The organism is Anaerostipes sp. PC18 (assembly GCF_039789045.1).
Lineage (GTDB): Bacteria > Bacillota > Clostridia > Lachnospirales > Lachnospiraceae > Anaerostipes > Anaerostipes hominis.
The window spans coordinates 2,814,592-2,839,925 of the sequence record NZ_CP121164.1; the positions used below are offsets into that span (position 1 = coordinate 2,814,592).

Consider the following 25,334-nt stretch of genomic DNA (forward strand, 5'->3'; position numbering starts at 1 on the left):
TAATCTCCTCCCTATTTTTCGATGATACTTTCCAGAAGTTCATCCCTTATTTTTTTCATGTTTTCTATCCCATTTCCTGTAATCTGATGGTTTAGCATTGCAGCTAAACATTTGGATTGCTGTTTCTGCATTTCTTCCAATCCCTTTAATCGTTGATAATCTTTCTCCGAATGTTCTTCTAACTGGTCTACGCGGTGGCTGAAATGCATAGCAGGATATACAATTTTATAAATAACCGCACCCGCTCCGCCAATGATGCTGATGCCACCGCATATTGCTAAAATTTGTTCCAGCACTGCTTGCTCCTTTCCTAACATCTGTTATCTTATCTTGCTCTATGTGTCCATATATCTCCATCTCCTTTCAAATAGCTGTAGCTAAAAAAAGAATAAAGGATAATGAGACCCTTTTACCTTACTTGACGTCTCTTATCCTTTATTCTCTATGATAACTATATCATCCTTATAGGGGACATTGTGGGCAAATCTAGCTTTCCCTTTTCCAGTAATATACCGTTACATATGGCGGTAAATTTAATCCGCTTCCTGTGTTTCCATGATTATGAGGTTGATTTTCTCCGACGGAGTCATGTTTATGGGAAGCATTTACTGTAAAAGTTATCCCTCCCACATCCTTATTGCCTGTGGTCATATCATTTGTCAAAGCCTTTGATGCCCCTGAAATAATTCCGGAGTATTTCCAATCTTTATAACAATACGCCCGAAAAGTACCTGACATATTTCTTTGACCGTGATCATGAGTAGGAAGCTGTCTGGTATTTATTTTACAATCTCCAGTCGAATGTAAATGTGTTTTTGAACCTCCTGGCTTTTCTACATGAATAAAATCGCTGTCATTTTCATTCACTCCCATTAAGGTTTTTCCTTCTGCAAATCTCTTCCAAGTTCCTGGCAAAGATTCATTCGGATTAAATTCTTCTGCAAAAGCAATTACCATTCCAACCGGATACAAATAAGAAAGGATCTGCTGTATATCCGCCTCTAAATTATCTATGGCTGCAGAATGTACATTATATTCTTCAAGGGATACGAATCCGCTTGGATCGATATCAATATCAAACGGAGCAGTATCCGAATTCTTAAAACAAAACTCCCATGTAATCGAAAAACCAGGGCTTTCGTTTACGGCAGGTATAAACCTTCCTCTTTCTGCCTGAGATAAACAATATAAAACTTCATTTCCATCTTGATCTTCTGCATAAAACCCTATCTGCCACAGATCATAACTCTCCTGCAGCTTCGTATTCTCTAAAAGAACAGGAATTGTAATCTGATCATTTTTTATGACAGCGGGACGAAGATTTATTTCCTGCCTGACATCCAGAACCTCTGTCTGGCTCCTCAGATCATAAAGCGGTGCTTGCCCGGCTCCTGCCTTCACCTTTGTAATCTTCAGTCCCTGTCCATCCAATAACTTTGTCTGAAGTTCTATTCCTCTATCCGTTATAACTGTGTTCTTCCATATGTCCATACGTTCCTCCATTATTCTTGTACATTGTGAATAAACTTCTCCTCACAAAATCTCTGATACTTCCTTGACGCAGTCCTCCTGTCCATTCCAAGTTCTTCCCCAATCTCCTGCCATCCAAGATTATTGATGGAACGAAGCCGTATAATAAGCCTGAGTTCCGGGTCTTCAATCTCCTGCAGGAACCGTTCGATCTCTGCCCTTGTGTGCAGAAGTTTTTTAATGGACAGGTCGATCAGCTCCCGGATCTCCTCCATTCGTACCGCATAGTCTGCTGTCTTGTCACTGACACCGGTCCCAAACGGCATCCCCGTCAACAGCGGTGACTTTATCATACTCTTACATTCCATCCAGCTGAGTTCTTCATTCAGTTTCTCAATTTCCCTGTTCAGATAGTGCATCTGACCCAATTCCTTTTCTGTCAACTTAATCCCTCATTTCTTTATCTGATATGTTTCCATCCTATATACATTGCTCCGGACGTCGGTCTGTAAACGGTCACAAGAGGCCTCATCTTATTTACGGCTCTTCCGTTAAAGCGGATCTGCCTGTCTCTGATCTCAGCCGCCGCTCTGCTCCGGTATGCCCCGATCCACTCATTGATCATTCTTATGGAAATTCCATAAAATTCTGATAACTGCTCCTTTGTATAGTGATGCAGCAAAATGCTGATAACTGCGTCAGTTTTTCCCTTTTCAGTCTGAAAGTCAAACATAGTACTCCTCTCTAAATTTTGTCTATTATGCCCATTGCCTTTTCCAAACAAATGTTCTATACTCATTAATATAAAAAGTAAAATTGTTACGGCTTAGACGCTGTATGTACAAACAGATATTCCAGCGGCATCCGGGGGAAATACCTTTTTTTCAGAAGCATTGCTTCTCCGATGGTGAATCTCCCTGAGCCTTCCAGTTTGTCCAGCACGTCTTCTGTCCGCAGCCTCAATACATGTGCAACCTCTTCATTTGTAATATTTGTTTTTTTTAATTCAGTTTTTAAATTTAAATATGGCAACAGCTCACCTCCTGATATTACTCGTTTGCGTATCTTATATTGATATAATATACGCATATGAGTTATATGTCAAGATAATTATACGCATTTGCATATTTTTTTATTTACTTCTGGTTTTTGTTATGCTATTCTTTCTATTAGAAAGGCGGTATATTTTATGGGAATTGGAGCAAAGTTGGAGCTGTTACTGCAGGAACATCACATGAATGCCAATGAACTGGCCAAGAAAATCAATGTGGCACCTACGACTATTTATTCGATGATCAAGAGAGACAGCAGAAAGGCAGACATAGAAGTTTTATTAAAGATTTCGAAGGAACTCGGTGTCACCACTGAGTATTTCTGCGACGATGAATTCCTGACCTCTGACAGCAAAAAAGAACCATCATATGAAGATTTGAAAACACTGATCGCAAGAAACGGAAAAGAAATGTCTATTGAGGAAAAATTAGAACTTATAAAGATGTTATCTGAATTATAAAGGACTGGTGGATTTGAATTATCACGATATACTTGTTAAGATACTCGATGTTTACAGAGACTGTGAAGTCCAGTCATTTCCGATTGATTGTTACAGCATTTTAAGGCACTATGGATACCGTATTTTCACCTATCAGAATATGCGGGATATCAATGAACGGCTCTATCAATACTGCAGAAATTATTCAGAAGACGCTTTCCGTTACGGAGCCAATCGGATCATAGCCTATGATGAGAGCAAATCTCCTTTCAGGATTCGGTTCTCCATTATGCACGAACTGGGACATATTATGCTGGGACATTCCAGAGAATGTGCCTGTAACGAACAGCAGGCCAATTTTTTTGCAAGCAATATTCTGGCCCCCAGAATGGCCATCCATTTTGCACAGTGCCGGAATGAGGATGATGTCTCCTCGGTTTTCCAGATCAGCAGAGAGGCCGGGTCCTACGCATTTCAGAATTACAGACTTTGGAAAGAATCCGCAGCAAGAGAGGTAAGTGATGTTGACAAGGCCATGTACCGTCATTTTTATAATGATGATATGGAGGAGTTTATTTACAGTATAAAGCCCTGTATAATATGCGGAAAGACAATTTATAATTCATCGGAAGATTTATGCCTCCACTGCAGGATGGAGCATATCAGAAAGCAGCACACCCCTGTATACACATCCAGAAATGACAGAATGCTTCTGCAGATTGAACAGCAGCTGCTTAACAATATATAACAGAACATATTTGACTTGGCAAAAGTCTTACAATAAAAAACTCATATCATATGTCCAACAGCCATGTGATATGAGTTTTTTATTATCTCAATTATTCTTTTTAATGTGTCCCGGTATAAACTGTTCTGACCATCCGGGTTTTATGATTCCATCGCAGTTGGACAGTCCGGGCATCTTTCCTGTATAAGGTCTTCCCTTTTACCACTGTTGCCGTGTCATACACTTTGTTTACGAACATTTTCCAAAGGAGGAAGTGCTGATTTTTATTTAGTTCCTGAGCTTAATTCTCTCTGCATCATTATTTATACATTTATAGGTCGCATCTGAAGATATCCAAAATTTTTGAAAATTAGAATTATGTTTTAGTAATTTCTTATGAAAACTATTATCTTTTATTACATCACGCTTAAAGTCTTTATTTGATTTGCTTCCAGTCAACTCCTTAATTTGCCTTATATCACAGCTTCGTATTAATTCATCCTCTAAATTTTTCACTTGTGTAATACACAAAACTTCCTTTACAGTACTTTACAATCTTCTCCTTCGACCAAATAATGATAATATTTATTTTTTCTCTTTTCACTCATTTACTATCCTCTTTTGCATAAAAACTCTTATTTTAAATCAGCTATTTTATAAACATAGTCTACACTTGGCGCTGACGAAAACAAATCATTATCCACTGCATTCCTTAAAGAATCTGTGTTTCGCTTTAAATATTGAGCAGCACTAATACATTTAATTGGTTGAGACTCATCATTTGAATCTTTTCTCAAAAATACAAACGAAAGCTTTGGTAAAGGCAAATCCAGTATATCAGTATTATGCGTTGTAAAAAACAACTGATCGTTACCTTTTGTAACAATCCTATACAGATCATATGTATTGATAATAAAATCCATAGAGAAAGAAGCTTCCAATTTACGATACATTGAAAAAACATTGCAAAGACCGTTTTCGATGCTTCTAAAAAGACAGAACAAAGTGGGCAAGCCCACTTCAACGCCCCAACCCCTCACTCTTTGAGGGGCTTGACAACTTTGCGTGCCTGATGCAATTTGCCGCAGGCAAATAATTTCCTTACGCATCTGTGCCAACCCGCGGAGCGTTTTATTTCATAGGGAGGTCGTAGAACTTTCCTATGAAATAAATAAATAGCGCAAACACTGATATCTACAGTGTTTGCGCCAAAGCTGAAAACCGGATTTGAACCGGCGACCCCTTCATTACGAGTGAAGTGCTCTACCAACTGAGCTATTTCAGCATGTCAGGAGCCTTTTATGCTCCTTTTGTCAAATATTCTTCAATTGTTGTGATGGCAGTTTCTTCATCTGCTCCGTCAGCAACAACAGTGATATTGTCTAAATCATCCAACCCAAGACTCATCATACCCATGATACTTTTTCCATTGATCCTTTTGTTGCCTGCCTCGATTAAAATCTTGCTCTCAAACTGGCTGGCCATCTGGACAAGAAAAGCAACCGGACGTTCTTCCTTGTTCTCGGTCACATGAATATCGATACTCTTAGAAATCATAATGATCCTCCCATTCTCATATCTTCAGCGATCTTACTCAGCTTCTTAAGACGATGATTGACCCCTGATTTGCCGACGGGGGGATTCAGCATCTCTCCTAGCTCTTTCAGAGTAGCCTCCGGATGTTCCAATCGCAGATAGGCGATGTCTTGTAGTCCCTGGTTCAGTTCACTAAGCCCTCTATGCTCTTGTAAAAATCGAATATCCTCGGCTTGCTTCACGGCTGCTGACACTGTCTTGTTGATGTTGGCAGTCTCACAGTTTACACGGCGGTTCACCGTGTTCCTCATATCTTTCAAGATACGGACATTTTCGAGGTTCATCAAAGCTATATGTGCTTCCATGATGTTCAGTACATCAACGATCTTGGCACCTTCTTTGATATACACTACATAGTACTTCTTACGAATAACTATTTTAGCATCTAATTCAAAAAAATCAAGCACATCTTGCAATTGTTCCGCAAATTGTTCATGAAGAGTTACAATTTCAAAGTGATAATTCTTCTCCGGATCACTCATGGAACCGGCTGCCAGAAATGCTCCCCGGATATAGGCTCTTTTACAGCACGTGTTCTGCAGGACTAATCCAAAGTTTTTCGGCTCGAAATATTTCACTGCTTTCAATAATAAAACACAATCCTCATGTTTGTCAACAAAAACCGAATAATTTCGACTTCTTTTCAGATATTCGTTGCGTTTTACCTGAAGTTCTCCATGAATACCGAATGTATCTTTCAGCAGCGTAAAAAACCGTTTCGCCACAGATACATTCTCCGTATGGACCTTTACCAGATAGCTTCCCTGCTCTTCGCGGACTTCCCCGCAAAAGTTAAGAATACCGGCAAGCTCTGCGATTTTACAGTGTCTTGCTCCGCTCGTAAGTCTTGCAAGTTCTTCTTTCACTTCACTTGAAAATGACATTTCCTACCTCGTTATATCTCTATGCTCAACTTTCACCGGATATGGCAGCTGTTTTAATTTTTCTGCCAGTGCATTCGTGATGGTGACAGAACGGTGTTTCCCTCCGGTGCAGCCGATCCCTATGACAAGATTATATTTTCCTTCTTTGATGTAGTTGGGAATCAAAAATTTGAGCATATCTTCTAATTTCTCTAAAAATACTCTGGACTCCTCATGCTTCATGACAAACTCCTGGATAGGACCGTCATTGCCGGTCAGAGGACGCAGGGAAAGGTCATAATAAGGATTGGGAAGGAATCTTACGTCAAACACCAGGTCTACATCTGCCGGTATGCCGAATTTGAACCCAAAAGACACTGCTGCCACATTGAAATTAGCATATTCCTCTTCCCGGACAAATATCCTGTCAATTTCAGCCTTCAGCTCCCTTGTGAGAAGCTGGCTGGTATCTATGACATAATCCGCATATTTTTTTAATTCATTCACTGCTTCCCGCTCTTTTTCAATGCCGTCTTCAATCCGGCCGCTGCGTGCCAGGGGATGATTTCTTCTGGTCTCCTTGTAGCGTTTGATCAAAATACGGTTGCTGGCATTGAGAAACAGAATCTCAAATTTGACACCCATATCATGGACTTTTTTTAACTCATCCAAAAATTCATCAATGGATGCTCCGCTCCGGATATCAATGCCGAGAGCGACATTGGATATATTTGCAGTCTTGTCAAGGGTAAGCTCAGCAAATTTGCACAGCAGTCTGGTTGGAAGATTATCCACACAAAAATATCCAATATCTTCCAGCATTTTGAGAGCACTGCTCTTTCCCGCCCCCGACATCCCGGTTACAATTACAAACCTCATACGTAATTCCTCTAAAACTTTCCGACCCGTTTCACTTCCGGTTCCAGGTCCACTCCGAACTTCTCCTTCACTGTTTTCTGAACGTCTTCGATCAGCTGAAGAACATCTTTCGCCGTTGCATTCTCCTGATTTACCACAAATCCGCAGTGTTTATCTGACACACGTGCACCTCCGACCTGATATCCTCTGAGTCCTGCATCATCAATCAATTTCCCTGCAAAATAACCTTCCGGGCGCTTGAAGGTGCTGCCTGCACTCGGCAGTTCCAGAGGCTGTTTCGTCTTTCGGGCCAATGTATACTCATCCATCTGTTTTTTTATTTCAGAAGGGTCTCCCTCCTTCAAAGAAATCGTACCGCCAAGCACCGTGTATCCGCATTTAATGACATTGCTGGTTCGGTATCCAAGTTCCAGTTCATCGGCAGTAAGGGTAAGGATATCTCCTTCTTTCGTGAGTACCGTGGCTTCTTTTAACACCTGGATCATTTCTCCTCCGTAGGCTCCCGCATTCATAGTGATCGCCCCTCCGAATGTTCCGGGTATGCCTCCCGCGAACTCAAATCCCGTGAGATTCTGGTTCAGCGCTTCACTGGCAATGGAACTCAGCAATGCCCCTGCCTGAGCCGTGATCTCAGTCCGGTTTACTGTGATCTCATTCATATTTTTATAAATCTGAAGGACAATGCCGTCGATTCCACGGTCCCCTACCAGTAGATTGCTTCCATTTCCTAAAATAAACATGGGAATTCCGTATTTCTTTGCGGTTTTCACTGTCCACTGCACTTCCCCGTAAGTTTCAGGAACGACGTACAGTTCCGCCTCTCCGCCGATGCGGAAGGTCGTATGTTTTTTCATTGGTTCTTTTGTAAGTACCCGTTCAGGTGCGATCTTCTGTCTCAATTCTTCAAGAATCGTACTCATGCTATTCTCCTTTAATCAGCCTTGCAGCGCCGTAAATTCCCGCGTCGTTTCCAAGACTCGCAAGAATAAATTTCCCTTCTTTTACAGCGCCGAAGGTATATGTCCCATAATGCTTTTTAATGGCGTCAAGAAGGATATCTCCCGCCTTTGACACGCCTCCCCCGATGACAAATACGTCAGGGTCTACTGTCAGTGTTATATTTCCGAATGCCATTGCCAGCTTCTCTCCCAGCCGGTCAACCTGTTCCATGGCGAAGGCGTCTCCTTCTTTTGCCAGATCAAAAATATCTTTTGCCGAAAAGCCGTTCAGCCGGCGCAGCGGCGTTTCTATGTCAGATGCCTCCAATGCTTTTTTTGTCTCATAAACAATTCCTGTTGCTGAAGCATACAGTTCCAGACAGCCGGTCTTCCCACAGTTGCATCTGCGTGTCTCCGCCGGGTTTACGGTCATGTGACCAATTTCGCCGCCGTATCCGTGGCTGCCGTTGATAATCTGTCCATCGACGATCATGCCTCCGCCCACGCCTGTTCCCAGAGTAACCATGACCGCACTTCGATAATCTTTTGCGGCTCCTGCCCAGAGTTCTCCCAGTGCCGCCACATTTGCATCGTTGGTAACTTTGACAGGACAGCCCAGCTGCTTTCCTAATACTTCTGCCACATTGACCTGGCCCCAGCCCAGGTTGACACATTCATTGACCTTTTCAAAAGAAAGTACTGCCCCGGGGACACCCACACCTGCCCCGATCAGCTGTCCGGCTTCTATCCCACGGGATGCGATATTTTCATTCAGCGCCGCTCCGATATCCTCTATGATATGTGCTCCGCCGTCCTCTTTTCTGGTGGGAATTTCCCACTTTTCTATAAGGCTTCCGTCCTCCTGAAACAGTCCCAGTTTTACGGTGGTGCCTCCTACATCGACTCCATAAATGTAATTCATACTGCTTATTCCTCCAATTTCCCGGTCACTCTTTTGTATAATTCTTCCGCGGCATTATATCCCATCTTCTTCTGGCGGTGATTAATGGCCGCAGCCTCAACGATGATGGCCAGATTTCTTCCCGGACGGATCGGCAGCGCATGTGCCACTACCTTATTCCCCAGGTATTCTATATAATTTTCATCCAGTCCAAGCCTGTCATAATCTGTTTCTTTGTTCCAGTCTTCCAGCTGAATGACAAGATCAATGCTCTGGGTCATCTTGACACTCTCCACACCGAACAGATTCTTCACATCAATGATGCCGATACCCCGCAGTTCAATAAAGAACCGGGTCACAGCAGGGGATGAGCCGATCAGGGTATCTTTGCTCACACGCTTGATCTCCACCACATCATCTGATACGAGACGATGTCCTCTCTTTAACAGCTCAAGGGCAGCTTCGCTCTTTCCGATACCACTCTCTCCTGTGATCAGAATACCTTCACCGAAAACGTCCACCAAAACTCCATGAATGGAAATCCTCGGAGCCAGTTCCACACTGAGCCAGCGGATCACTTCCGCAGTAAATTCTGAGGTGGAATCCTTGCTGATAAAAACAGGGACTCCATATTTTCTTCCGAAATTAATGATCTTTTCACACGGTTCTTTTCCCCGGCAGAATACCAGGCACGGGATCTGGGCACTAAAAAGGCGGTCCAGGATCTGGTCGCAGTTATCTTCCTTCTCCAAGATATTGTTGATGTATATATATTCCACATTTCCGATGATCTGCACCCTGGATGATGAGAAATGGTCAAAAAAGCCTGCCAGCTGCAATGCCGGACGGTTTACTTCTGCCTGTGTAATATAAATGTCATTGGTGTTGATGTCCGGGATCACTGGGATCAACTCCAGCTTTTTTGCCAGTTCTGCCACCGATACCTTGTATTCTTCGCTCATAATGAATCCTCCTTGTCCGATTGTTATTCTTAGTTTATCACATTTTCTTCCTGAGACAAATGGAAAAACGAATAGATTTCTTTTGCCGCTTTCCGAGTCATGCCCGGCACCTGCATGATCTCATCTTCCGTGGCATCTTTGATGTTTTGTATCTGTTTGAAATGTTTCATCAGCTCTTTTCTTCGCTTTGGACCGACGCCTTTGATATCATCAAGCACAGAACTGACTTGTCCTTTTGCTCTCAGTGACCGGTGATACTCAATGGCAAACCGGTGGGCTTCATCCTGAATCCTGGTCACAAGCAGAAAAGCTTCACTTCGTTTTGGAAAGTAGATTTCATCATTATTATAGTACAATCCACGGGTTCTATGATTGTCATCTTTCACCATACCGCACACAGGGATTTCCAGATTCAGATCCTTTAAAACCCTCTCCGCAACGTTGACTTGTCCTTTTCCTCCGTCCATCAGCAGCAGGTCCGGAAACTTCGTAAAACTGCCAAATTCCAGGTCCTGATTTTTCTCTTTCAACTCCTCGATCTCCCGCTGTCCGTGTAACAGTCTTCTTGTAAGGACTTCTTCCATACTCTTGTAATCATCCGGACCGTCCACAGACTTCAGGCGGAACTTTCTATAATCCCGCTTTCTGGCTTTACCGTCCTCAAACACGACCATGGATGCCACCGTCTGAAATCCGCTGATATTGGAAATATCAAAAGCCTCCATCCTGTGTAGTCCCTTAATCCCCAGAAGCTGCTCAATTTCCTTAACCGCCCCGATTGTGCGCTGTTCTTCCCGTTTCAGCTTTTCCTTATCCCTGTTCAGGACATTCCGTGCATTTTCTTTCGCCAGTTCCACCAGACGGTGTTTTTCACCTCGTACCGGGATCCTGATATGGACACGTCCTCCCCGTTTCTTGGACAGCCATTCTTCTACGATTTCTATGTCATCCATACCGCATTCCAGAAAAATCTCCCCTGGAAGATATGGTGTCCCTGCATAAAACTGCTTTACAAATGCACTCATGAGCTCCTGATCCGAAGTTTCCTCGTCCTGGGTCATATGAAAATATTCTCTTCCCAAAAGCTTTCCGTCCCGTATGAAAAAGACAGAAACTACTGCATCTGTTTTTTCTTTTGCAAAGGCAATGATATCCCTGTTTTCAAATCCATGGCTGTTGATCTTCTGACGGTCTGCGATCTTTGCAATGCTTTTCAGCAGATTTCTGTACTCTGCGGCCGATTCAAATTCCAGCTCGGCAGCCGCCTGGTTCATCTTTTCGGTGAGCATTTCGGATACATCTTTATAATTTCCGTTTAGAAAGCCCAGAACTTTCTCAATGGATTTTTGGTAATCTTCCTTAGAAATATATCCCTGACAAGGCCCTTCACACTGCTTGATCTGATAGTACAGGCAAGGACGGTCTTTTCCGATATCCTTTGGAAGTTTCCTGCTGCATGTCCTGATCTTAAAAAGCTTCCTCAGCAGCTCAATGATATCCTTTACTGCCCCCGCACTTGTATATGGCCCGAAGTATTTGCACTTGTCCTGCTTCATCTTTCTGGCCAGCATGATCCGGGGATATTCTTCATTGGTGGTAACTTTGATGTACGGATAATTCTTGTCATCCTTCAGCATGGTGTTGTATTTGGGCCGGTGCTCCTTGATCAGGTTGCACTCCAGCACCAGTGCTTCCAGTTCTGAATCTGTAATAATATACTCAAAATATGCAATATGAGATACCATATGCTGAATCTTTGTGGTCAAATTTCTGCTGCCCTGGAAATACTGTCTCACACGGTTGCAGAGTTTGATCGCCTTACCTACATATATGATCTCATCTTTGTCATTATGCATGATATAAACCCCGGGCTTTGCCGGAAGTTTTTTTAATTCTTCCTGTATGTTAAACATCCTGGCTCTCCTCCATCATCCCAACATGTGTGTACCATGATATCATACTCTAAAGAAACAGAAAAGAACAAAGTAGACAAGCCCCCATCATAACACCCATAGGGCTTTTTTATTCTTTCGGAAACTGCGACGTCTATCAAAAGCTAGGACTCAAGCAGACCTATGGAATAAAAAATAGTATTAGTTTCTGTGCTATTAAAAAGTCATGAACTTTGAAATTTGATTTCGCTTTCTTATCTGTTACATAGCGGATTTAAGATTAAATGATATGGATTTATTGTATTCTGCGAGCTATACTTAATATCAAACAGATTGGCATTAATGGCTATTTCTGAATGATGATTGTCGAAACAAGAAATACCTATTGATACACTCGCGAAATTTACAAGCTGTGTTATAAAATACAACACACTAAACTTATTGAACCCAGCAAACTTGTAAAGTTAGGTACAAAGGCAGGACAACTTGTACCCGAGAAAATTAAGAAATGGGGAATTGATATTAGCCTTAATATATCGGAGAAAAAATTATATTCTCAAATGATGAATGTAATCGGAAGTGGATTTAAAACTATTGAGGAACAGGCGGCTAAATTTTCTATTAATGAGAAGCAGATCATCACTAAGGTAAACCAAAACTCTGGTTCTGAAATACAAAAATTAGCCTTTTAACATTGTTTTAAGCACTTTTCTGTATTTCAGAGCAGTACAATCAATAGCAATGTTCTATGGATATGATGTAAAAAACGATAGTACTGAATTAGTAATAGCAAGTGAAGTATTTACAAACGCATTAAGTCCAAGTACAAGCGATGCCAACAATGAAGCAACGAATATTATTGGTAAGATTATGTTGATGAGTCAAGCTGCCGTTGTGAAGCAAACAGCGAAAAAAACATGGACGGATATGGCAGCTCGTGGTGGAATACCATTATTGTTGGCACAAATGAGAGCGCTAGCACATAAATCCGCACAAAAGGCACTTCAAAATGTAGGGGCAAAGGGATTGGAAAACAACATTTTCAAAGAAGCCTTTGAGCAAATTGGCCGAAAACTGACATTAAAAGCGATAGGAAAAGCAGTGCCGATTGCTTCCGCAGTTACGGGTGCATTGATTGATACAGCACAAATGAAAAAAGTGCTTGAGTATGCCGATATATTCTATCAGAAAAGGTTTATTGTGGAAAAAGAAAATCGTATTTCAAATTTAATAGGTGAATAAGAAATTTTAACAGAAATGGATAATCTAAGTAAAAGCATTTCTCCTTGAAATGTTACACAGTTAAAGAGCATTTTTGCGAAAAAGGTATCAGCGCCAATTCAATAAAAATAACCCCGCAATGTCAAATGCGGGGTTACCTATTTAATGAAAAGAGAGGATTAATATATATGAAAAACTATAATCTAAGTATATCAGAATCCTCCCCGGAAACAATGGATAGAAAATAAACAATTCTAAACAAAGTATAAAATGACCTGAAGAAAGTCTTAGGATTACTAATAATTTCTGACACAGCAGCAGTTTACTGTAGAACTTACTGGGTAATCAGAATCTTAACTATCTGTGTCCCAAATGTGTAACTGTTTTCAGGCATCCATCTTTTGACTTCTTTCTTATTTTGCTTCACTGTTTTTAATTTCATGGTTAAAATGACTTCTTTCATTTCTTCTGTAGGCTTTATTTCTTTAATCAGTTCCGCCATTTTGGAAAGAATGTAGGAGCCTAACTGTTCTTTCTTTTTGATTTTTCCTGATTTTATAGCATTCTGCATATCTTTCATAAGCTCAGACTGTATTTTTGCAAGGTTAATACTCTGTGTTTTCAGAATGACTGTTGCTGTTCCTTCCTCTTCGTCCTTTTCATCTGTTTTCACTTCATATTTAAGCTTTGCTAACGCATGGAGTATTGAATCAATAACTTTATCCGCGTCCTCAGATTTAAACATGCCTCCGGCATAATTTGCAGATGTCATGAAAGAAGACTTCATACTTGTCTTATAGCTCTTTAATGCCTTTTTTGCGTCTGCTTCCGTAATACCATATTTTACAAGTTCCTCTGTATTACCTCTGGTATACAAAAGATAATATGCTTCTGCAAGCTTGTGCGGCTCCGGAATTTCCTCTTTCTTCTTGCATCCGGCCAAAGCCAGAGAAATGATTAAAACAAGGCTTAGTAATACCGCCAATTTTTTCTTCATCTGCTTTTTCATAACCTGTTCTCCTATATATTAGAAAATGTTTTAAAGCAAAAGCCAGCTGCAGCAGAGTCTGTCGGCTCTGCTGCAAAGCTTTTTATTTTACATATTTGACTATGTATTTTCCGCTTGTATTCTTTGTATTTTTTGTTACCTTTACATAATAGGTTCCTTTTGATAATTTTCCTTTGAAAGTAATATAACTTGGGCTGTATGCCGTACGTGAGCTCAGCTTCTTCTTTCCCTTGTACAGCGTTGCAGTCACACTTCCTGAACTGTTATATGTAGTAACCTTAAACTGTGTAGAACGGCGTTTACTGACTTTAAACTTGTACCAATGGGTCTTCTTCTTAGCATCTGAAGCTGTCAGCACATTTGTCTTGGATTTCTTACGGCTGATAGATTTGGATTTGGATTTTTTGGTTGCATACTTGCCTGTGTAAGCTTTTTTTCCATATCTGGCAGTAAAAATATCATACTTTGATGTTCCTGAGATAACAAGACGATAACTCCCCTTACTTAGTGCATGATATTTTCTAAGATTCGAATTATAACTATATTTCTGATCAGTTACTCGCACCCATTTTTTACCGCTCTTTTTTTCAATATGACTCTTTAAAGAGTAGCCTTTATCTGAAACAAGATCTGTCCAAACTTGACTTCTCTTGGAAACAGAAAAATTCTGATAATTATTTCCACCATTTCCTGCTATATATTTAGCTGTTCCAGACAAATTCCCATTATTACTTGAATAATAGAAAGGTATATATCCAGTTGCAACGCTTGAATTATAAGGTGATGATACAGTTAATCTATATGTCCCTTCATTAACATAATTGGCAATCACTGTGCCTTCATCTGAATAACCAGAAGCTACAAAATTTCCTTTACTGTCAGTTAATGTGACAGTACAATTCGCTGGTGTTTGTGTAGGCACACCCGTAGATGTAACGTAAACATTCGAGAACTTTACACATAACTTTCCTTTTGTTGGCATATAAATATTAGATATTAATTGATTGCTGCCTGTTATTGGGCTAGCAACATTAAATTGGCCATTTTCAATCTTTTTGTTTATAGCATTGATACTTGCTCGAGTGTTGATATGATAAGCTTTTAAATTAGCTACTGACCGAACACTTTTTGATTTCTTTGAAACCTTGGTGCTTTGAGCAGTATTAAAACCCTGGATATCTTTTACTTTTTGGACTTCAGAGGACAACTGTCCTCTTTTGTTAACCACTTCACTAGAAATACCTTCCTTCTTCTCCGCTCCAAATGCTACAGTGCTGAATCCCAACGAAAGGGACAGCCCTAAGCACACAACGGCTTTTAATGCTCTTCTCATAACGTTCTCTCCTTTTTATCATGTCTTTGTTACTGTGTATCTCACAAGTCCCCCAACCGCAAAGAACACAGCAGTTAATAGCTCCCAAATTAATTTATTATCTGAAATACTACCGGTTATCCACCTTTTCAGGGTACATGTCATGGTGAGCCAGTCTGTCAAAAGCAATCTGCTCCCACGGCGTTCCCTTCTTCCCATAGTTGCAGTACGGGTCAATCGAAATCCCGCCTCTCGGCGTAAATTTTCCCCATACTTCAATATATTTCGGGTCCATCAGTTTGATCAGATCCTTCATGATAATATTCATACAGTCCTCGTGGAAATCGCCGTGATTCCTGAAACTGTACAGATATAACTTGAGGGATTTGCTTTCCACCATCCTTTCCCCCGGGACATAGGAAATATAAACGGTCGCAAAATCCGGTTGACCAGTCATAGGACACAGACTTGTAAATTCCGGCGCATTAAACTTTACAAAATAATCATTGTCAGGATGCTTATTCGGAAAAGTCTCCAACACTTCCGGTGCATAATCATTCGGATATTTTGTCTGCTGATTTCCCAGCAACGTAATACCTTCCAATTCCACATTGGTTCTACCACTCATCTTAATTCCTCCTGTTTTGTTTAAAATCACAGGTCTTCATATATCTGTGATTCTTTTACCAGTATATCATATTTTCCGCTCCTTTTTTAGTGTTTTCACTTTTTCTTTCTAAACGAAACGAATAAAATACTGGCTGTCACGCCGCATAGGAATATGTATCCTAAGAACTGACCAGAGTCACTGGTTTGTGGATTCTTTGATACGTACTTGAGTTTATCTGGCTGACTTGCTTTTTTTGGTTTCCTTGGTTCTTCTGGCTCGCTTGCTTCTGTTGGCTCTATTGATTTAACCTGATGGGTATTTGTTAAGATGAAGTGCCCATCCTTATCAATTTCTACTTTTCCTGTGTAGCCATCTGGAATCTCAGTTTCCTTAATGGAATAATCTAGCTCTTTGCCGTCTTCAAATTTCGCAAGATCTATCCATGTATAAGACCAATGGTTATCCGAGTTTAATTTCACTGCTTCTCCGGCTATTTTGTCACCCGCATAGAGCTGAACAAAAATCTCGCTGGGACGAATACCGTCCTGGTCTTCCTTGTCATCCCATATCTTCGTTACAGACTTTGTAACAGCAGCTTGTGTTCTTTAACAACGTAAGTATATTGGGTTGGCAAATCTTTAAAAGTATATTCCCAATGATTCTCTGCGCTTAGTTTCACTGTTTCTAATATTGTCTTATTATCATTTTCATCTATTTTTATTAAATCTACTGCAATAGATTTGGGAACAGTTCCGGATACCGTATTCCACTTCTTTTTAACAGACAGGTTATACCCATTGTCTTCTGTACCTATGACGACACTGCCATTAGCACCAATACCGCCGCCTCTTTTTGCTTTATTTCCTGTGACAATCACGGTTGCTTGCTTTCGCGCCATATCTTCAGCATTCTTTGCAGTTACTGTTTTTAACGCATAACCTTCTAAGCTATTGCTGATATCTTTAATCTCATCGCCAGAATTATTTGAATCAAATCTAGGAATTGATAAATCAGGTTGTCCTAGGACACCTTCAGCGACAACACCTCCAGTACTATTAAGATCTTCCTGCCGAATCTATGTCAACCAAAAGCTGGTCCGCCAGATGGGCACCCCGGACACGAAACCCGTCTCCAGACATATACAAAATACACTGGTCTCTCTCCCCTCAGGAAGTGTGGAATTGGTCATCCAGACAGCCAATGATACCCATTATTACAGCGGGCTTACCTATCCTCTTATACTTGGTACAAACGGTATGGTCACAAATGCCCTGGCCCAAAAGCTGATTTTTTATGCTCTTTTGTGCTTTTTCCCGCTGGGAGCCGCTGTTATTTGGGTGTCTGAATCCGAAAAAGGCCGGACCCAGTCTTTGTGGCATACAGCCTGGTCTGCCTGTTTTTTTCTGTTCACGTCAGCTACCCATTCATCCACTGGCCCGGATGGGATCTGGGCGGCATCTCCTATCTCATTGAAGATGTGTCATATTTTGCAATGCTGTCTTGTATGGTTTTGCTGACAATCCGGCTGTGCAGCGGGATTCTGCCGATTAAGCTTCATATGTCTGTTTATACGTTTACTGCCCTTATGGCTGTGTCCCCGGTTATTTTTACCTATGCACTGTTCCCTGGGTTTCCAAGTGTGGTCAATGTATATGGAACCATTGTATATACTTCCAAACTGATGGTCAGCCTCTATTTAATCCTTCTGGCCTTCCTGGGGGCTGTAAAGGAAAAGTCCTCTGTATGGCTGCTCGCCGGAAACGCAGTCTTTGGGTTTGGCCTTTTTACTGACTTATGGACCGGGGGAGCGTACGAGCCACTCTGCTTCGGATGACAGGATGAGTACAGCGGTTTTCTCATGGTTCTGTTCTTTATGGTTCTGATCATCCGTTATAACCGGGGACTGATCGTCAAAAACCAGCAGCTCACCCAGCAGCTTCAGGAGGAAGTGGAGGCAAAGACAGCCCGCCTGTCAAAGATGCTGGAGGAACGCAAAGAATTTCTTTCCATCGCCGCCCATGACTTAAAAGCTCCTGTGTCGGCCATCAAGACCTATATTGATTTTATACGTGAGGGCGGGATCCATGAGCCGCCCTGTCTCATGGACTGCAATGAATTTCTGTCCTATGTCTACACAGAGACAAAACCGTACACAGACACTGGCGGTATCTATTACTATTTACATCTGCCGGAAGGTTCCCTGACTATAACCGCTGAGTACTCTGATAAGGAAGCGGTCATCACTTTTACTGATACTGGAGAAGGAATCTCTCCCGAAGACATGCCTCATATCACACCAGGGGCCTGGGCCTATATTTTGTTCGGATCTCTTTGGAGGAATATGGCGGCACCATAAAGGCCATGTCAGAAAAGGGCAGATATACAGCCTTTACCATAACACTTCCTCTGGTGAAACAAGAAAATTAGAAAAATTTTATTTGGATCCCGCCTTATCCATATTAATGAGACGGGAAAGGCCGATTGACTTCTGCCCTGTTTTGGGCTACTATAAAAGCAGTGAAAAACATCTTTCTGAAGCCAGGGTACTGCCCGATGCCAAGATTGATCCTTTATAAGCCAACCACAGAGTTTCTCAGGTGAAACTCTGTTCTTATACTGCGATGATCAGGCATATTCCTATGGGATATGCCTTTTTATTTTAAGGAGGTTCATAATCATATGAAGGAAACACGGATTGCGCTGATCGGTATTATCATCGAGGAAGAAAAAGGCATAACTCCCACCAATCAGCTGCTGCATGAATACCGGGATTTTATCGTGGGCAGAATGGGCATTCCCTACCGGGAAAAGGACATCAACATCATATCCATCGTTTTGGATGCGCCGGAAAATGCAATCAGCACTCTTTCCGGCAAACTGGGAATGATCGATGGAATCAGCGTCAAATCAATGTTTGCAAAAACAAAATAAAGGAGAAAAATTATGTACCAGCCAAATTCAAAAGTTGCAGAAGAATTCATCAGCGATCAGGAAATCAAGGATACCCTTGCCTACGCAGATGCCAATAAGGATAACCGGGAACTGATCCTGTCAATTATTGAAAAAGCAAAAAAGCTGAAAGGTTTAAGCCATAGAGAGGCATCTGTCCTGCTGGCATGTGAAGATAAAGAGCTGATGCAGAAGGTCTTTGACCTGGCCATCAAGATCAAGGAAGAGTTTTATGGCAACCGGATTGTTATGTTTGCGCCTCTCTACCTCGCAAATTATTGTGTCAACGGCTGTGTTTACTGTCCATACCACTATAAAAACAAACATATCCGCAGGAAAAAACTGTCCCAGGAGGAAATCAAAAAAGAAGTCATCGCACTTCAGGACATGGGACACAAACGTCTTGCACTGGAAACCGGAGAAGATCCGGTCAATATTCCGATCGAGTATGTATTAGAAAGTATTAAAACCATATATGGAATAAAACATAAAAACGGAGCGATCCGCCGCGTCAATGTAAACATCGCCGCAACAACGGTAGAAAATTATAAGAAGCTGCGGGATGCAGGAATCGGAACGTATATTTTATTTCAGGAGACATATCATAAAGACAACTATGAAGTTCTGCATCCTACCGGCCCGAAACATAATTACGCTTATCACACAGAAGCTATGGACCGTGCCATGGAAGCCGGGATTGACGACGTAGGGATCGGTGTCCTGTTCGGCCTGAATATGTACCGCTATGACTTTGCAGGACTTCTGATGCATGCGGAGCACCTGGAAGCCAGGTTCGGCGTGGGTCCTCATACGATCAGTGTTCCCAGAATCCGTCCGGCAGAGGATGTGGACCCAGATGAGTTTGAAAACGGAATCAACGATGATATTTTTGAAAAGATCGTTGCCATCCTCCGTGTGGCAGTGCCGTACACCGGCATTATTGTCTCCACCAGAGAGACAAAAGAGTCCAGGGAACGAGTGCTCAGGGTCGGTGTATCCCAGATCAGCGGTGCATCTTCCACCAGCGTGGGCGGATACGCAGAACCAGAAAAACCTGAAGACAATTCTGCCCAGTTTGAGCGGAGTGACGACCGTACTTTAGACGAGGTGGTAAACTGGCTTCTTGACCTGGGCCATATCCCAAGCTTCTGTACTGCCTGCTACCGGGAGGGAAGGACCGGCGACCGCTTCATGTCCCTTGTAAAGTCAGGCCAGATCGCCAACTGCTGCGGTCCAAACGCCATGATGACCCTCAAAGAGTATCTGGAAGACTACGCCTCTGAGGATACAAAACAAAAAGGAGAAAAAGTGATCCAAAAAGCGCTGGAGACGATTACAAATCCGGTGGTAAAGCAAAAAGCAAAAGAATATATTGAAAATATCCATGAAGGAAAGCGTGATTTCAGATTTTAGGAGAACCCCATGTTTGAATCTTTAAGACATCATATCCCAAAACGAATCGGTAAAGAAAAGGAAACGTCATTTGCGGTACTCATTCCCCTGATAAAAAAGGAGGATGGGTACCACGTTTTATTTGAGGTACGTGCCAGACATTTAAATAAACAGCCGGGCGAAGTCTGTTTCCCCGGTGGAAAAGTGGAGCCGGGAGAAACGACCTATGAGGCGGCTGTCCGGGAGACGACAGAAGAATTATTTATACAAAGGGAACATATTGAAGTCTTCGGGGCCTTAGATTATCTCGTAACCCCGTATCAGACGAGGATTGAACCGTTCCTGGCAGAGCTGCATGACTATCACGGACAGTTTTCCAGAGATGAGGTGGATTCTGTCTTTACCGTCCCTCTTGATTTCTTTCTTGAAAACGAACCGGAATATTACAGCAGCATTCTCATGACTAAACCGCAAAAAAATTTCCCTTTTGCCGATATTCCAAACGGAGAAAATTATCCGTGGGCAAAAGGGAAATATGAGGTTTGTTTTTACCGCTTCAAAGAGCGCGTGATCTGGGGCATGACTGCCAGATTACTGCTGTATAATATTCAGTATATTCGGGATTAACTGTTTCTTTCTGGACATCACACCCGGAAGCTTTGCGACACATCCGTCTGTCTCTGCTCCAAAGCCCTGTGAGATAATACCGCTGCTCTTATCTCCGATCATAATGAGATAAGTTGTCTCTTCCAGAATATTGGTCAGCATAAAATAGATCATATCCAATCCCTGTTCATTTCTGACCGTCTCGGCATACGGTATGATCTTGTCTTTGATCTCCTCTAACTCGCCCTGATCCAGAGACGTGATCTGTCCCACTCCGAAGGAGACATCTCCTGAGGAGAATTTTTTGTAATCCTGATAAAAGATCTCATCGGCAGCTTTGCCCTTCAAGTCGCTTCCCGCACGGAACATCTGCTTGGCATATTCTTCTACCTCTATCCCTGCAATCTCGGCCAGCTTTCTGGCAGCAGCCTCATCCGCCGGAGTACAGGTCGGTGACCGGAACATGAGCGTGTCGGAAAGGATCGCGGAGCAGAGCAGACCTGCCATCGGCTTAGTGATCTCCACACCCTGTTCTTCGTACATCTGCGTCACGATCGTTGCCGTACATCCTACCGGCTGGTTCCTGAAATAGACAGGCGACATGGTTTCCATAGAGCCCAGACGGTGATGGTCAATGATCTCCAGGATCTCACATTCTTCCAGTCCCTCCACGGCCTGTGACAGTTCATTGTGGTCCACCAGGATCATTTTCCGCTTCTCAAATCCCAGCATACGCCGTCTGGATGCAAGACCGATGAAGTCTCCCCTGGGGTCAAGCACCGGAAAATAGCGGAATCTCTTTTTTGCCATCAGTGCCTTCACATCATCCACATAGTCATTGGAAGAAAAGGTTATGATATTTTCTTTGGTCATCACATAGGAAATCGGCATGGACTGGCAGACCAGCCTGCCGGCTGTAAAAGTGTCGTAAGGCGTCACAAGGATATGGCATCCTTTTAACTCTGCCATCTCCTGGATTTCCCTGCTCACTTTGCTGCCCATACATACGATGATGCACTGGGCGCCGATCTCAATAGCGCGCTTCTGAACATCGTCTCTGTCCGCGAGGATCACTAAATCCCCCTCTGTCACAAACTGTTCCATCTTGTCGATGCTGGCAGCAGATACCGTTACCTTTCCGTGATCGATGACATCTGAAATATTGCCTGCCGTCATCACACCATCCAGAGTTTTTACCAGATTTTGATACGGAGTCTTTGCCTTTGCCAGAATCTCACTGTCATAAACATCCATGTCCGCATGGGCGATATCACTGATCGTCGCCATACCTTTCAGACGGTTATTTTCCAGGACTGGAAGAGCCACCAGTTTCAGCTTCTTCATCCGGTCCCCTGCCTCCTTGATCGAGATGTCCTGTCTGACACCTTCCACCTCATGCAGCGTGATGTCGCTCATACGGGGCCTGATATCGCTCAAAAACTCCGGGGCCTTCACATGAAACTGCTTTAATACAAAACTCGTCTCTCCGTTAACGTTGCCGGCCCTGCGGGCTTCAAATCCCCCTCCGTTTACCTGATTTTTCAGATTCGCGTAGGCGATCGCAGAGCAAATGGAGTCCGTATCCGGATTCCTGTGCCCGATTACATAAGTACTTTTCATGGCTCCTCCTTCTGTTCCATTGGAAGTCTGACAATAAACTCCGTGAAATCCTTATTACTGTTCGCAGTGATCGTTCCCTGATGCAGCTCTACGATCTCCCTGGCGATTGCAAGACCAAGGCCCGCTCCGCCGGTCTCCGTAGACCGTGCTTCATCCAGACGGTAAAACTTTTCAAATAAATTCTCAAGTTTATGCTTCGGTATCTCTTTCCCCTGGTTCCTGATCCTGATCACCGTCTCTTTTTCTTCTCCCGATGCGCTGACCTCGATAGCTGAATTCGGGTAACAGTAGGAAACTCCGTTTCTTAAGAGGTTCTCAAAGACACGAGCCAGTTTGTCCGGGTCCCCGTGGATCAGGATCGAGTCTTCGATCTCCGTGTGGCAGGTCAGGCCGCGTTCTTTAAAGACCGGTTCAAAAGAATCCAATACCTGTTCTAACAAAACATACAGATAGAATGTCTTCTTTTCCAGAGTAATATTCTGAAGATTGTATCTTGTAATCTCAAAAAATTCATTGATCAGGTCCCCCAGACGTTTGGCTTTCTCCAGAGAAATATCTGTATACTTTGCCCTCTGTTCCAGAGGCATATCCGGTGCCTCGCTTAAAAGACTCAGGTATGCAATAACCGATGTCAGAGGAGTCTTCAAATCATGGGCCAGATATACCACCAGGTCATTTTTGCGCTGCTCGCTCTCCTGGGCCTGCCTGCGCTGTTCCTTCAGACTGACCTTGATCTCATTGAGACGGTTTTCCATAGGCTGCAATTCCGGCTCCAGCTCGATCAGATCGCTGGAGTCTGTCAGGATCATATCGATCCCGGATTCAATCTGCCTCAAATAGGTTGTAAACCTGGACATACCCAGATAAAAACTGCATAAGAACAGAAAGATAAATCCCGTAGAAATGATCATGGTCTTATTATCCCAGAAGATCGCACGGTACAGATGAATAGCACTCTCATTGTCGAATCCGAACTGCTCAAAAAAGTGCACCATGCTGTCTGCAAACGGCGCCTGAAGCACTCCGTCCACAAAGACAAAAATAAACAGATAACCAAAGATACCTACGAGCAGGCTGATGCCTAAGGTCTGGAGCATAATCCTGATTTTTAAGCTCCGGTATTTGTTCCACTTACTCCTCAACTTTATATCCCACTCCCCAGACAGTCTTGATCAGCTCTTTATGTCCCATCACCTCTCCGAGCTTTTCTCTCAGGTGGCGGATGTGGACCATAACTGTATTGTTGTTGTTCTTGAAATATTTTTCTTTCCACACCTGCTCAAACAGATTTTCCGAACTTATGACCTTTCCCTTATTCTTAGTGAGTATCCAGAGGATCGAAAACTCCAGAGGCGTCAGTATCACTTCCTCTTCCCCATACAGACATTGGTGTGTATTCCTGTTCAGCACCAGTCCGGCAATCTCCAGAGTATCTTCACTGCTCTGGCCGCTGCCGTCATTATAGCGGATAAAACGGCGCAGCTGGGCTTTCACCCTCGCCATCAGCTCCAGCGGTTCAAACGGTTTTTCGATATAGTCATCCGCTCCCAGGGTCAGTCCGTTGATCTTATCCATAGATGCTGTCTTTGCGGTCAGCATGATAACCGGAAAGTTATGGTCTTTCCGTATTTCTTTTAATATTTCAAAGCCATCGATGTCCGGGAGCATCACATCCAGAATTGCCAGATCGATCTGCTCCTGTTCCACACATTCCAGTGCCCCGGCACCGTTGTAGAACTTGAACACCTCATAGTTTTCATTTTTCAAATAGAGCTCTATGAAATCAGCGATTTCCTTTTCATCATCTACTACAAGCACATTTGACTGCTTCATTGATACCTCCTATATCTTTTTGCCGCCGTTGATCACCTGAAACGGCACGTCGTCCTGTTTCTTCGCCATATCCGAGAGCGTATGGCCTTTTTTCCCATAAATGGGCGTATGATAAAAAACAGTTTTCAAACAATCGTAAAAAATCTTTTCGTCCTCTTCTTCGGCATCTAGGAGTCTGGATACTTTTACAACCGTATCCAGATAACTGGCACCGTTCTGAATCATCAAAATAATGGACTTCATAATGACCATAGCCTTGTAGCGGTCGTCCTCGATCTCCTCCAGAATATAAGTAAACATCTCGGAGACTCCCGGCCATCCGGTCACGCCGTTGCCCATGGCAAGCGCCACATACTCATCTTCCGTATATTCCTTGAAATTAAGATCCTGATACTCGTTCCACTCGTCAAACACTTCGTTCCGGTCAAGGACCTCACGGCTCACCATAAACAGGCGCTTTGTTTTCTCATTGCGCAGCAGGATGCCGCTTCGCCAAAATACGATCCGGATCAGGAGAAACCTTTCCATCTCGTCATAAGATATCTTCTCCCCTGTCACCTGCACAAAAATATCATAGCAGTAATATACATCGAGAATACCGTAAGTAAACAGCATCCCGAAAATAACCTGCTCCCATCTTGTATGCCTTTCCATGATCTTCCCGGACTTGTGGCTCTTTAAAATAAAATAAAACAGATCCTTTGCCTCTATATTAACAGCCACCTGGTCCTCTTCCACATGAATGAAGCCCAGATACCGGAGCTGCTGAAGATCATTAAAATTGGGCTCCAGTGCAAACTGCCCATCCTTCTGTTCCCAAAGTTCAAACAAAAGTTCAATTGCCTCCAACTGAAGCATCCAGAGAAGAACCTGGGGCTCATCGATGAGTCTGCCGGCGATCTCCCCGGCCAGTTCAAGCTTGGCTGCATCTGCCTGCACCGGCAGAAAGAGGCGTTCACAGATTACTATTAAATTTCTTGTCTTATTGGTAGATAGTTCTTCTACATACGGCCGCTCTGAATACAAAATTCTTGCCATCCTGACCACCTCTTCTTCTAATTT

General features: G+C 42.8%; 33 protein-coding genes and 1 tRNA gene. 10 read left to right on the forward strand and 24 right to left on the reverse strand.

The window, feature by feature from the left end:
* Window positions 1-11: 11 nt before the first annotated feature.
* The 5 genes from P8F77_RS15095 to P8F77_RS15115 all read right to left on the reverse strand — a co-directional run bounded on the left by P8F77_RS15095 (window position 12) and on the right by P8F77_RS15115 (window position 2,502).
* Window positions 12-296, reverse strand: a complete 285-nt coding sequence (locus P8F77_RS15095; RefSeq protein WP_009291007.1) for a hypothetical protein — start codon at window positions 294-296, stop codon at window positions 12-14.
* 190 nt (window positions 297-486) lie between these two features.
* Window positions 487-1,491, reverse strand: coding sequence for a hypothetical protein (locus P8F77_RS15100; protein ID WP_024726508.1), 1,005 nt, complete (start codon window positions 1,489-1,491; stop codon window positions 487-489).
* Between the two features lie 11 nt (window positions 1,492-1,502).
* Window positions 1,503-1,913 carry a DUF1492 domain-containing protein gene (locus P8F77_RS15105; protein ID WP_235824521.1) on the reverse strand — a complete coding sequence of 137 codons (411 nt, stop codon included), beginning with the start codon at window positions 1,911-1,913 and terminating at the stop codon, window positions 1,503-1,505.
* Window positions 1,914-1,930: 17 nt separating this feature from the next.
* Window positions 1,931-2,203 carry a hypothetical protein gene (locus P8F77_RS15110; protein ID WP_270433297.1) on the reverse strand — a complete coding sequence of 91 codons (273 nt, stop codon included), beginning with the start codon at window positions 2,201-2,203 and terminating at the stop codon, window positions 1,931-1,933.
* An 86-nt stretch (window positions 2,204-2,289) separates the two neighbouring features.
* On the reverse strand, window positions 2,290-2,502 hold the full coding sequence (locus P8F77_RS15115) for a hypothetical protein (protein ID WP_270433296.1): 213 nt from the start codon (window positions 2,500-2,502) through the stop codon (window positions 2,290-2,292).
* 157 nt (window positions 2,503-2,659) lie between these two features.
* Here P8F77_RS15115 and P8F77_RS15120 point away from each other — a divergent pair, with 157 nt between their 5' ends.
* Both P8F77_RS15120 and P8F77_RS15125 read left to right on the forward strand, forming a co-directional pair.
* On the forward strand, window positions 2,660-2,983 hold the full coding sequence (locus tag P8F77_RS15120) for a helix-turn-helix transcriptional regulator (protein WP_024726504.1): 324 nt from the start codon (window positions 2,660-2,662) through the stop codon (window positions 2,981-2,983).
* A gap of 7 nt (window positions 2,984-2,990) precedes the next feature.
* Entirely contained in the window at window positions 2,991-3,710 is a 720-nt protein-coding gene (locus P8F77_RS15125; RefSeq protein WP_347256167.1) for an ImmA/IrrE family metallo-endopeptidase, read from the forward strand.
* A gap of 267 nt (window positions 3,711-3,977) precedes the next feature.
* On the opposite strand, the gene P8F77_RS15130 is transcribed toward P8F77_RS15125, so the two are convergent.
* From P8F77_RS15130 to uvrC, 10 genes are all read right to left on the reverse strand, one after another.
* Window positions 3,978-4,205 (reverse strand): hypothetical protein, encoded by a 228-nt coding sequence (locus P8F77_RS15130; RefSeq protein WP_347256168.1) that lies wholly within the window; start codon window positions 4,203-4,205, stop codon window positions 3,978-3,980.
* A gap of 119 nt (window positions 4,206-4,324) precedes the next feature.
* Window positions 4,325-4,807: a hypothetical protein gene (locus P8F77_RS15135; RefSeq protein ID WP_347256169.1), complete on the reverse strand. Its 483-nt coding sequence runs from the start codon at window positions 4,805-4,807 to the stop codon at window positions 4,325-4,327.
* Window positions 4,808-4,901: 94 nt separating this feature from the next.
* Window positions 4,902-4,974: transfer RNA gene (locus P8F77_RS15140), tRNA-Thr, on the reverse strand.
* A gap of 14 nt (window positions 4,975-4,988) precedes the next feature.
* Window positions 4,989-5,246, reverse strand: a complete 258-nt coding sequence (locus tag P8F77_RS15145) for an HPr family phosphocarrier protein (protein ID WP_024726500.1) — start codon at window positions 5,244-5,246, stop codon at window positions 4,989-4,991.
* Window positions 5,243-6,169, reverse strand: coding sequence for a DNA-binding protein WhiA (gene whiA / locus P8F77_RS15150; RefSeq protein ID WP_024726499.1), 927 nt, complete (start codon window positions 6,167-6,169; stop codon window positions 5,243-5,245). The genes P8F77_RS15145 and whiA overlap by 4 nt, the downstream gene beginning before the upstream one ends.
* A 3-nt stretch (window positions 6,170-6,172) precedes the next feature.
* A complete protein-coding gene (gene rapZ / locus P8F77_RS15155) occupies window positions 6,173-7,027 on the reverse strand; it encodes an RNase adapter RapZ (RefSeq protein ID WP_024726498.1) in 855 nt (284 codons plus the stop codon).
* 11 nt (window positions 7,028-7,038) lie between these two features.
* A complete protein-coding gene (gene murB / locus P8F77_RS15160; RefSeq protein WP_024726497.1) occupies window positions 7,039-7,947 on the reverse strand; it encodes a UDP-N-acetylmuramate dehydrogenase in 909 nt (302 codons plus the stop codon).
* Between the two features lies 1 nt (window position 7,948).
* Entirely contained in the window at window positions 7,949-8,887 is a 939-nt protein-coding gene (locus tag P8F77_RS15165; protein ID WP_347256170.1) for an ROK family glucokinase, read from the reverse strand.
* Window positions 8,888-8,892: 5 nt separating this feature from the next.
* Window positions 8,893-9,828 carry an HPr(Ser) kinase/phosphatase gene (gene hprK, locus P8F77_RS15170; RefSeq protein WP_024726495.1) on the reverse strand — a complete coding sequence of 312 codons (936 nt, stop codon included), beginning with the start codon at window positions 9,826-9,828 and terminating at the stop codon, window positions 8,893-8,895.
* A 29-nt stretch (window positions 9,829-9,857) separates the two neighbouring features.
* Window positions 9,858-11,741, reverse strand: a complete 1,884-nt coding sequence (gene uvrC, locus P8F77_RS15175) for an excinuclease ABC subunit UvrC (protein ID WP_287519154.1) — start codon at window positions 11,739-11,741, stop codon at window positions 9,858-9,860.
* Window positions 11,742-12,280: 539 nt separating this feature from the next.
* On the opposite strand from uvrC, the gene P8F77_RS15180 reads away from it, so the two are divergent.
* Together P8F77_RS15180 and P8F77_RS15185 are read left to right on the forward strand one after the other, a co-directional pair.
* Window positions 12,281-12,412, forward strand: coding sequence for a hypothetical protein (locus P8F77_RS15180; RefSeq protein WP_347256171.1), 132 nt, complete (start codon window positions 12,281-12,283; stop codon window positions 12,410-12,412).
* Window positions 12,413-12,461: 49 nt separating this feature from the next.
* Window positions 12,462-12,962 (forward strand): EcsC family protein, encoded by a 501-nt coding sequence (locus tag P8F77_RS15185; RefSeq protein WP_347256172.1) that lies wholly within the window; start codon window positions 12,462-12,464, stop codon window positions 12,960-12,962.
* A 313-nt stretch (window positions 12,963-13,275) separates the two neighbouring features.
* On the opposite strand, the gene P8F77_RS15190 is transcribed toward P8F77_RS15185, so the two are convergent.
* The 5 genes from P8F77_RS15190 to P8F77_RS15210 form a co-directional block, all read right to left on the reverse strand.
* Window positions 13,276-13,950, reverse strand: coding sequence for a DUF5105 domain-containing protein (locus P8F77_RS15190; protein WP_024726492.1), 675 nt, complete (start codon window positions 13,948-13,950; stop codon window positions 13,276-13,278).
* Between the two features lie 82 nt (window positions 13,951-14,032).
* The gene (locus P8F77_RS15195) at window positions 14,033-15,283 is read right to left on the reverse strand and encodes a DUF2369 domain-containing protein (protein ID WP_137329658.1); all 1,251 of its coding nucleotides are present in this window, start codon (window positions 15,281-15,283) and stop codon (window positions 14,033-14,035) included.
* A gap of 109 nt (window positions 15,284-15,392) precedes the next feature.
* Window positions 15,393-15,890, reverse strand: a complete 498-nt coding sequence (gene queF / locus P8F77_RS15200; RefSeq protein ID WP_270432492.1) for a preQ(1) synthase — start codon at window positions 15,888-15,890, stop codon at window positions 15,393-15,395.
* Window positions 15,891-15,985: 95 nt separating this feature from the next.
* On the reverse strand, window positions 15,986-16,441 hold the full coding sequence (locus P8F77_RS15205) for a Cna B-type domain-containing protein (RefSeq protein WP_330625657.1): 456 nt from the start codon (window positions 16,439-16,441) through the stop codon (window positions 15,986-15,988).
* Window positions 16,442-16,446: 5 nt separating this feature from the next.
* Window positions 16,447-16,770, reverse strand: a complete 324-nt coding sequence (locus P8F77_RS15210) for a Cna B-type domain-containing protein (RefSeq protein ID WP_287519164.1) — start codon at window positions 16,768-16,770, stop codon at window positions 16,447-16,449.
* A 474-nt stretch (window positions 16,771-17,244) separates the two neighbouring features.
* Between P8F77_RS15210 and P8F77_RS15215 the strand changes: the two genes are divergently transcribed.
* From P8F77_RS15215 to P8F77_RS15240, 6 genes are all read left to right on the forward strand, one after another.
* Window positions 17,245-17,706: a hypothetical protein gene (locus P8F77_RS15215; protein ID WP_347256173.1), complete on the forward strand. Its 462-nt coding sequence runs from the start codon at window positions 17,245-17,247 to the stop codon at window positions 17,704-17,706.
* Window positions 17,707-17,745: 39 nt separating this feature from the next.
* Entirely contained in the window at window positions 17,746-18,228 is a 483-nt protein-coding gene (locus P8F77_RS15220) for a hypothetical protein (protein ID WP_347256174.1), read from the forward strand.
* Window positions 18,204-18,299, forward strand: a complete 96-nt coding sequence (locus P8F77_RS15225) for an ATP-binding protein (protein ID WP_235824630.1) — start codon at window positions 18,204-18,206, stop codon at window positions 18,297-18,299. Before P8F77_RS15220 ends, P8F77_RS15225 begins: the two co-directional genes overlap by 25 nt.
* A gap of 252 nt (window positions 18,300-18,551) precedes the next feature.
* Window positions 18,552-18,803, forward strand: a complete 252-nt coding sequence (locus P8F77_RS15230; RefSeq protein ID WP_024726485.1) for a TM1266 family iron-only hydrogenase system putative regulator — start codon at window positions 18,552-18,554, stop codon at window positions 18,801-18,803.
* A 12-nt stretch (window positions 18,804-18,815) separates the two neighbouring features.
* Window positions 18,816-20,234, forward strand: coding sequence for a [FeFe] hydrogenase H-cluster radical SAM maturase HydG (gene hydG / locus P8F77_RS15235; RefSeq protein WP_024726484.1), 1,419 nt, complete (start codon window positions 18,816-18,818; stop codon window positions 20,232-20,234).
* Between the two features lie 9 nt (window positions 20,235-20,243).
* The gene (locus P8F77_RS15240; RefSeq protein WP_024726483.1) at window positions 20,244-20,840 is read left to right on the forward strand and encodes a CoA pyrophosphatase; all 597 of its coding nucleotides are present in this window, start codon (window positions 20,244-20,246) and stop codon (window positions 20,838-20,840) included.
* Here the strand turns inward: P8F77_RS15240 and P8F77_RS15245 are convergent.
* Genes P8F77_RS15245 through P8F77_RS15260 form a run of 4 tightly spaced genes read right to left on the reverse strand, consistent with a single transcriptional unit; the run spans window position 20,805 to window position 25,310 of the window.
* Complete coding sequence (locus P8F77_RS15245) at window positions 20,805-22,439, reverse strand: putative manganese-dependent inorganic diphosphatase (RefSeq protein WP_148460324.1); 1,635 nt, start codon at window positions 22,437-22,439, stop codon at window positions 20,805-20,807. The two genes, P8F77_RS15240 and P8F77_RS15245, sit on opposite strands and share 36 nt — an antisense overlap.
* On the reverse strand, window positions 22,436-23,536 hold the full coding sequence (locus P8F77_RS15250) for a HAMP domain-containing sensor histidine kinase (RefSeq protein ID WP_148460330.1): 1,101 nt from the start codon (window positions 23,534-23,536) through the stop codon (window positions 22,436-22,438). The genes P8F77_RS15245 and P8F77_RS15250 overlap by 4 nt, the downstream gene beginning before the upstream one ends.
* 34 nt (window positions 23,537-23,570) lie before the next feature.
* Window positions 23,571-24,272 carry a VanR-ABDEGLN family response regulator transcription factor gene (vanR, locus tag P8F77_RS15255; protein WP_148460325.1) on the reverse strand — a complete coding sequence of 234 codons (702 nt, stop codon included), beginning with the start codon at window positions 24,270-24,272 and terminating at the stop codon, window positions 23,571-23,573.
* Window positions 24,273-24,281: 9 nt separating this feature from the next.
* Window positions 24,282-25,310 (reverse strand): hypothetical protein, encoded by a 1,029-nt coding sequence (locus P8F77_RS15260; RefSeq protein WP_148460326.1) that lies wholly within the window; start codon window positions 25,308-25,310, stop codon window positions 24,282-24,284.
* Window positions 25,311-25,334: the final 24 nt, after the last annotated feature.

Excerpts from the sequence above, each read along its gene's own strand:
- P8F77_RS15100 (WP_024726508.1), bottom strand. The coding sequence starts at position 1,491 with ATGGACATATGGAAGAACACAGTTATAACGGATAGAGGAATAGAACTT.
- P8F77_RS15110 (WP_270433297.1), bottom strand. The coding sequence starts at position 2,203 with ATGTTTGACTTTCAGACTGAAAAGGGAAAAACTGACGCAGTTATCAGC.
- P8F77_RS15120 (WP_024726504.1), top strand. The coding sequence starts at position 2,660 with ATGGGAATTGGAGCAAAGTTGGAGCTGTTACTGCAGGAACATCACATG.
- P8F77_RS15145 (WP_024726500.1), bottom strand. The coding sequence starts at position 5,246 with ATGATTTCTAAGAGTATCGATATTCATGTGACCGAGAACAAGGAAGAA.
- whiA (WP_024726499.1), bottom strand. The coding sequence starts at position 6,169 with ATGTCATTTTCAAGTGAAGTGAAAGAAGAACTTGCAAGACTTACGAGC.
- rapZ (WP_024726498.1), bottom strand. The coding sequence starts at position 7,027 with ATGAGGTTTGTAATTGTAACCGGGATGTCGGGGGCGGGAAAGAGCAGT.
- murB (WP_024726497.1), bottom strand. The coding sequence starts at position 7,947 with ATGAGTACGATTCTTGAAGAATTGAGACAGAAGATCGCACCTGAACGG.
- P8F77_RS15165 (WP_347256170.1), bottom strand. The coding sequence starts at position 8,887 with ATGAATTACATTTATGGAGTCGATGTAGGAGGCACCACCGTAAAACTG.
- hprK (WP_024726495.1), bottom strand. The coding sequence starts at position 9,828 with ATGAGCGAAGAATACAAGGTATCGGTGGCAGAACTGGCAAAAAAGCTG.
- uvrC (WP_287519154.1), bottom strand. The coding sequence starts at position 11,741 with ATGTTTAACATACAGGAAGAATTAAAAAAACTTCCGGCAAAGCCCGGG.
- P8F77_RS15180 (WP_347256171.1), top strand. The coding sequence starts at position 12,281 with ATGATGAATGTAATCGGAAGTGGATTTAAAACTATTGAGGAACAGGCG.
- P8F77_RS15185 (WP_347256172.1), top strand. The coding sequence starts at position 12,462 with ATGTTCTATGGATATGATGTAAAAAACGATAGTACTGAATTAGTAATA.
- P8F77_RS15190 (WP_024726492.1), bottom strand. The coding sequence starts at position 13,950 with ATGAAAAAGCAGATGAAGAAAAAATTGGCGGTATTACTAAGCCTTGTT.
- P8F77_RS15195 (WP_137329658.1), bottom strand. The coding sequence starts at position 15,283 with ATGAGAAGAGCATTAAAAGCCGTTGTGTGCTTAGGGCTGTCCCTTTCG.
- queF (WP_270432492.1), bottom strand. The coding sequence starts at position 15,890 with ATGAGTGGTAGAACCAATGTGGAATTGGAAGGTATTACGTTGCTGGGA.
- P8F77_RS15210 (WP_287519164.1), bottom strand. The coding sequence starts at position 16,770 with ATGGCGCGAAAGCAAGCAACCGTGATTGTCACAGGAAATAAAGCAAAA.
- P8F77_RS15220 (WP_347256174.1), top strand. The coding sequence starts at position 17,746 with ATGGTTCTGATCATCCGTTATAACCGGGGACTGATCGTCAAAAACCAG.
- P8F77_RS15230 (WP_024726485.1), top strand. The coding sequence starts at position 18,552 with ATGAAGGAAACACGGATTGCGCTGATCGGTATTATCATCGAGGAAGAA.
- hydG (WP_024726484.1), top strand. The coding sequence starts at position 18,816 with ATGTACCAGCCAAATTCAAAAGTTGCAGAAGAATTCATCAGCGATCAG.
- P8F77_RS15240 (WP_024726483.1), top strand. The coding sequence starts at position 20,244 with ATGTTTGAATCTTTAAGACATCATATCCCAAAACGAATCGGTAAAGAA.
- P8F77_RS15245 (WP_148460324.1), bottom strand. The coding sequence starts at position 22,439 with ATGAAAAGTACTTATGTAATCGGGCACAGGAATCCGGATACGGACTCC.
- P8F77_RS15250 (WP_148460330.1), bottom strand. The coding sequence starts at position 23,536 with ATGCTCCAGACCTTAGGCATCAGCCTGCTCGTAGGTATCTTTGGTTAT.
- vanR (WP_148460325.1), bottom strand. The coding sequence starts at position 24,272 with ATGAAGCAGTCAAATGTGCTTGTAGTAGATGATGAAAAGGAAATCGCT.
- P8F77_RS15260 (WP_148460326.1), bottom strand. The coding sequence starts at position 25,310 with ATGGCAAGAATTTTGTATTCAGAGCGGCCGTATGTAGAAGAACTATCT.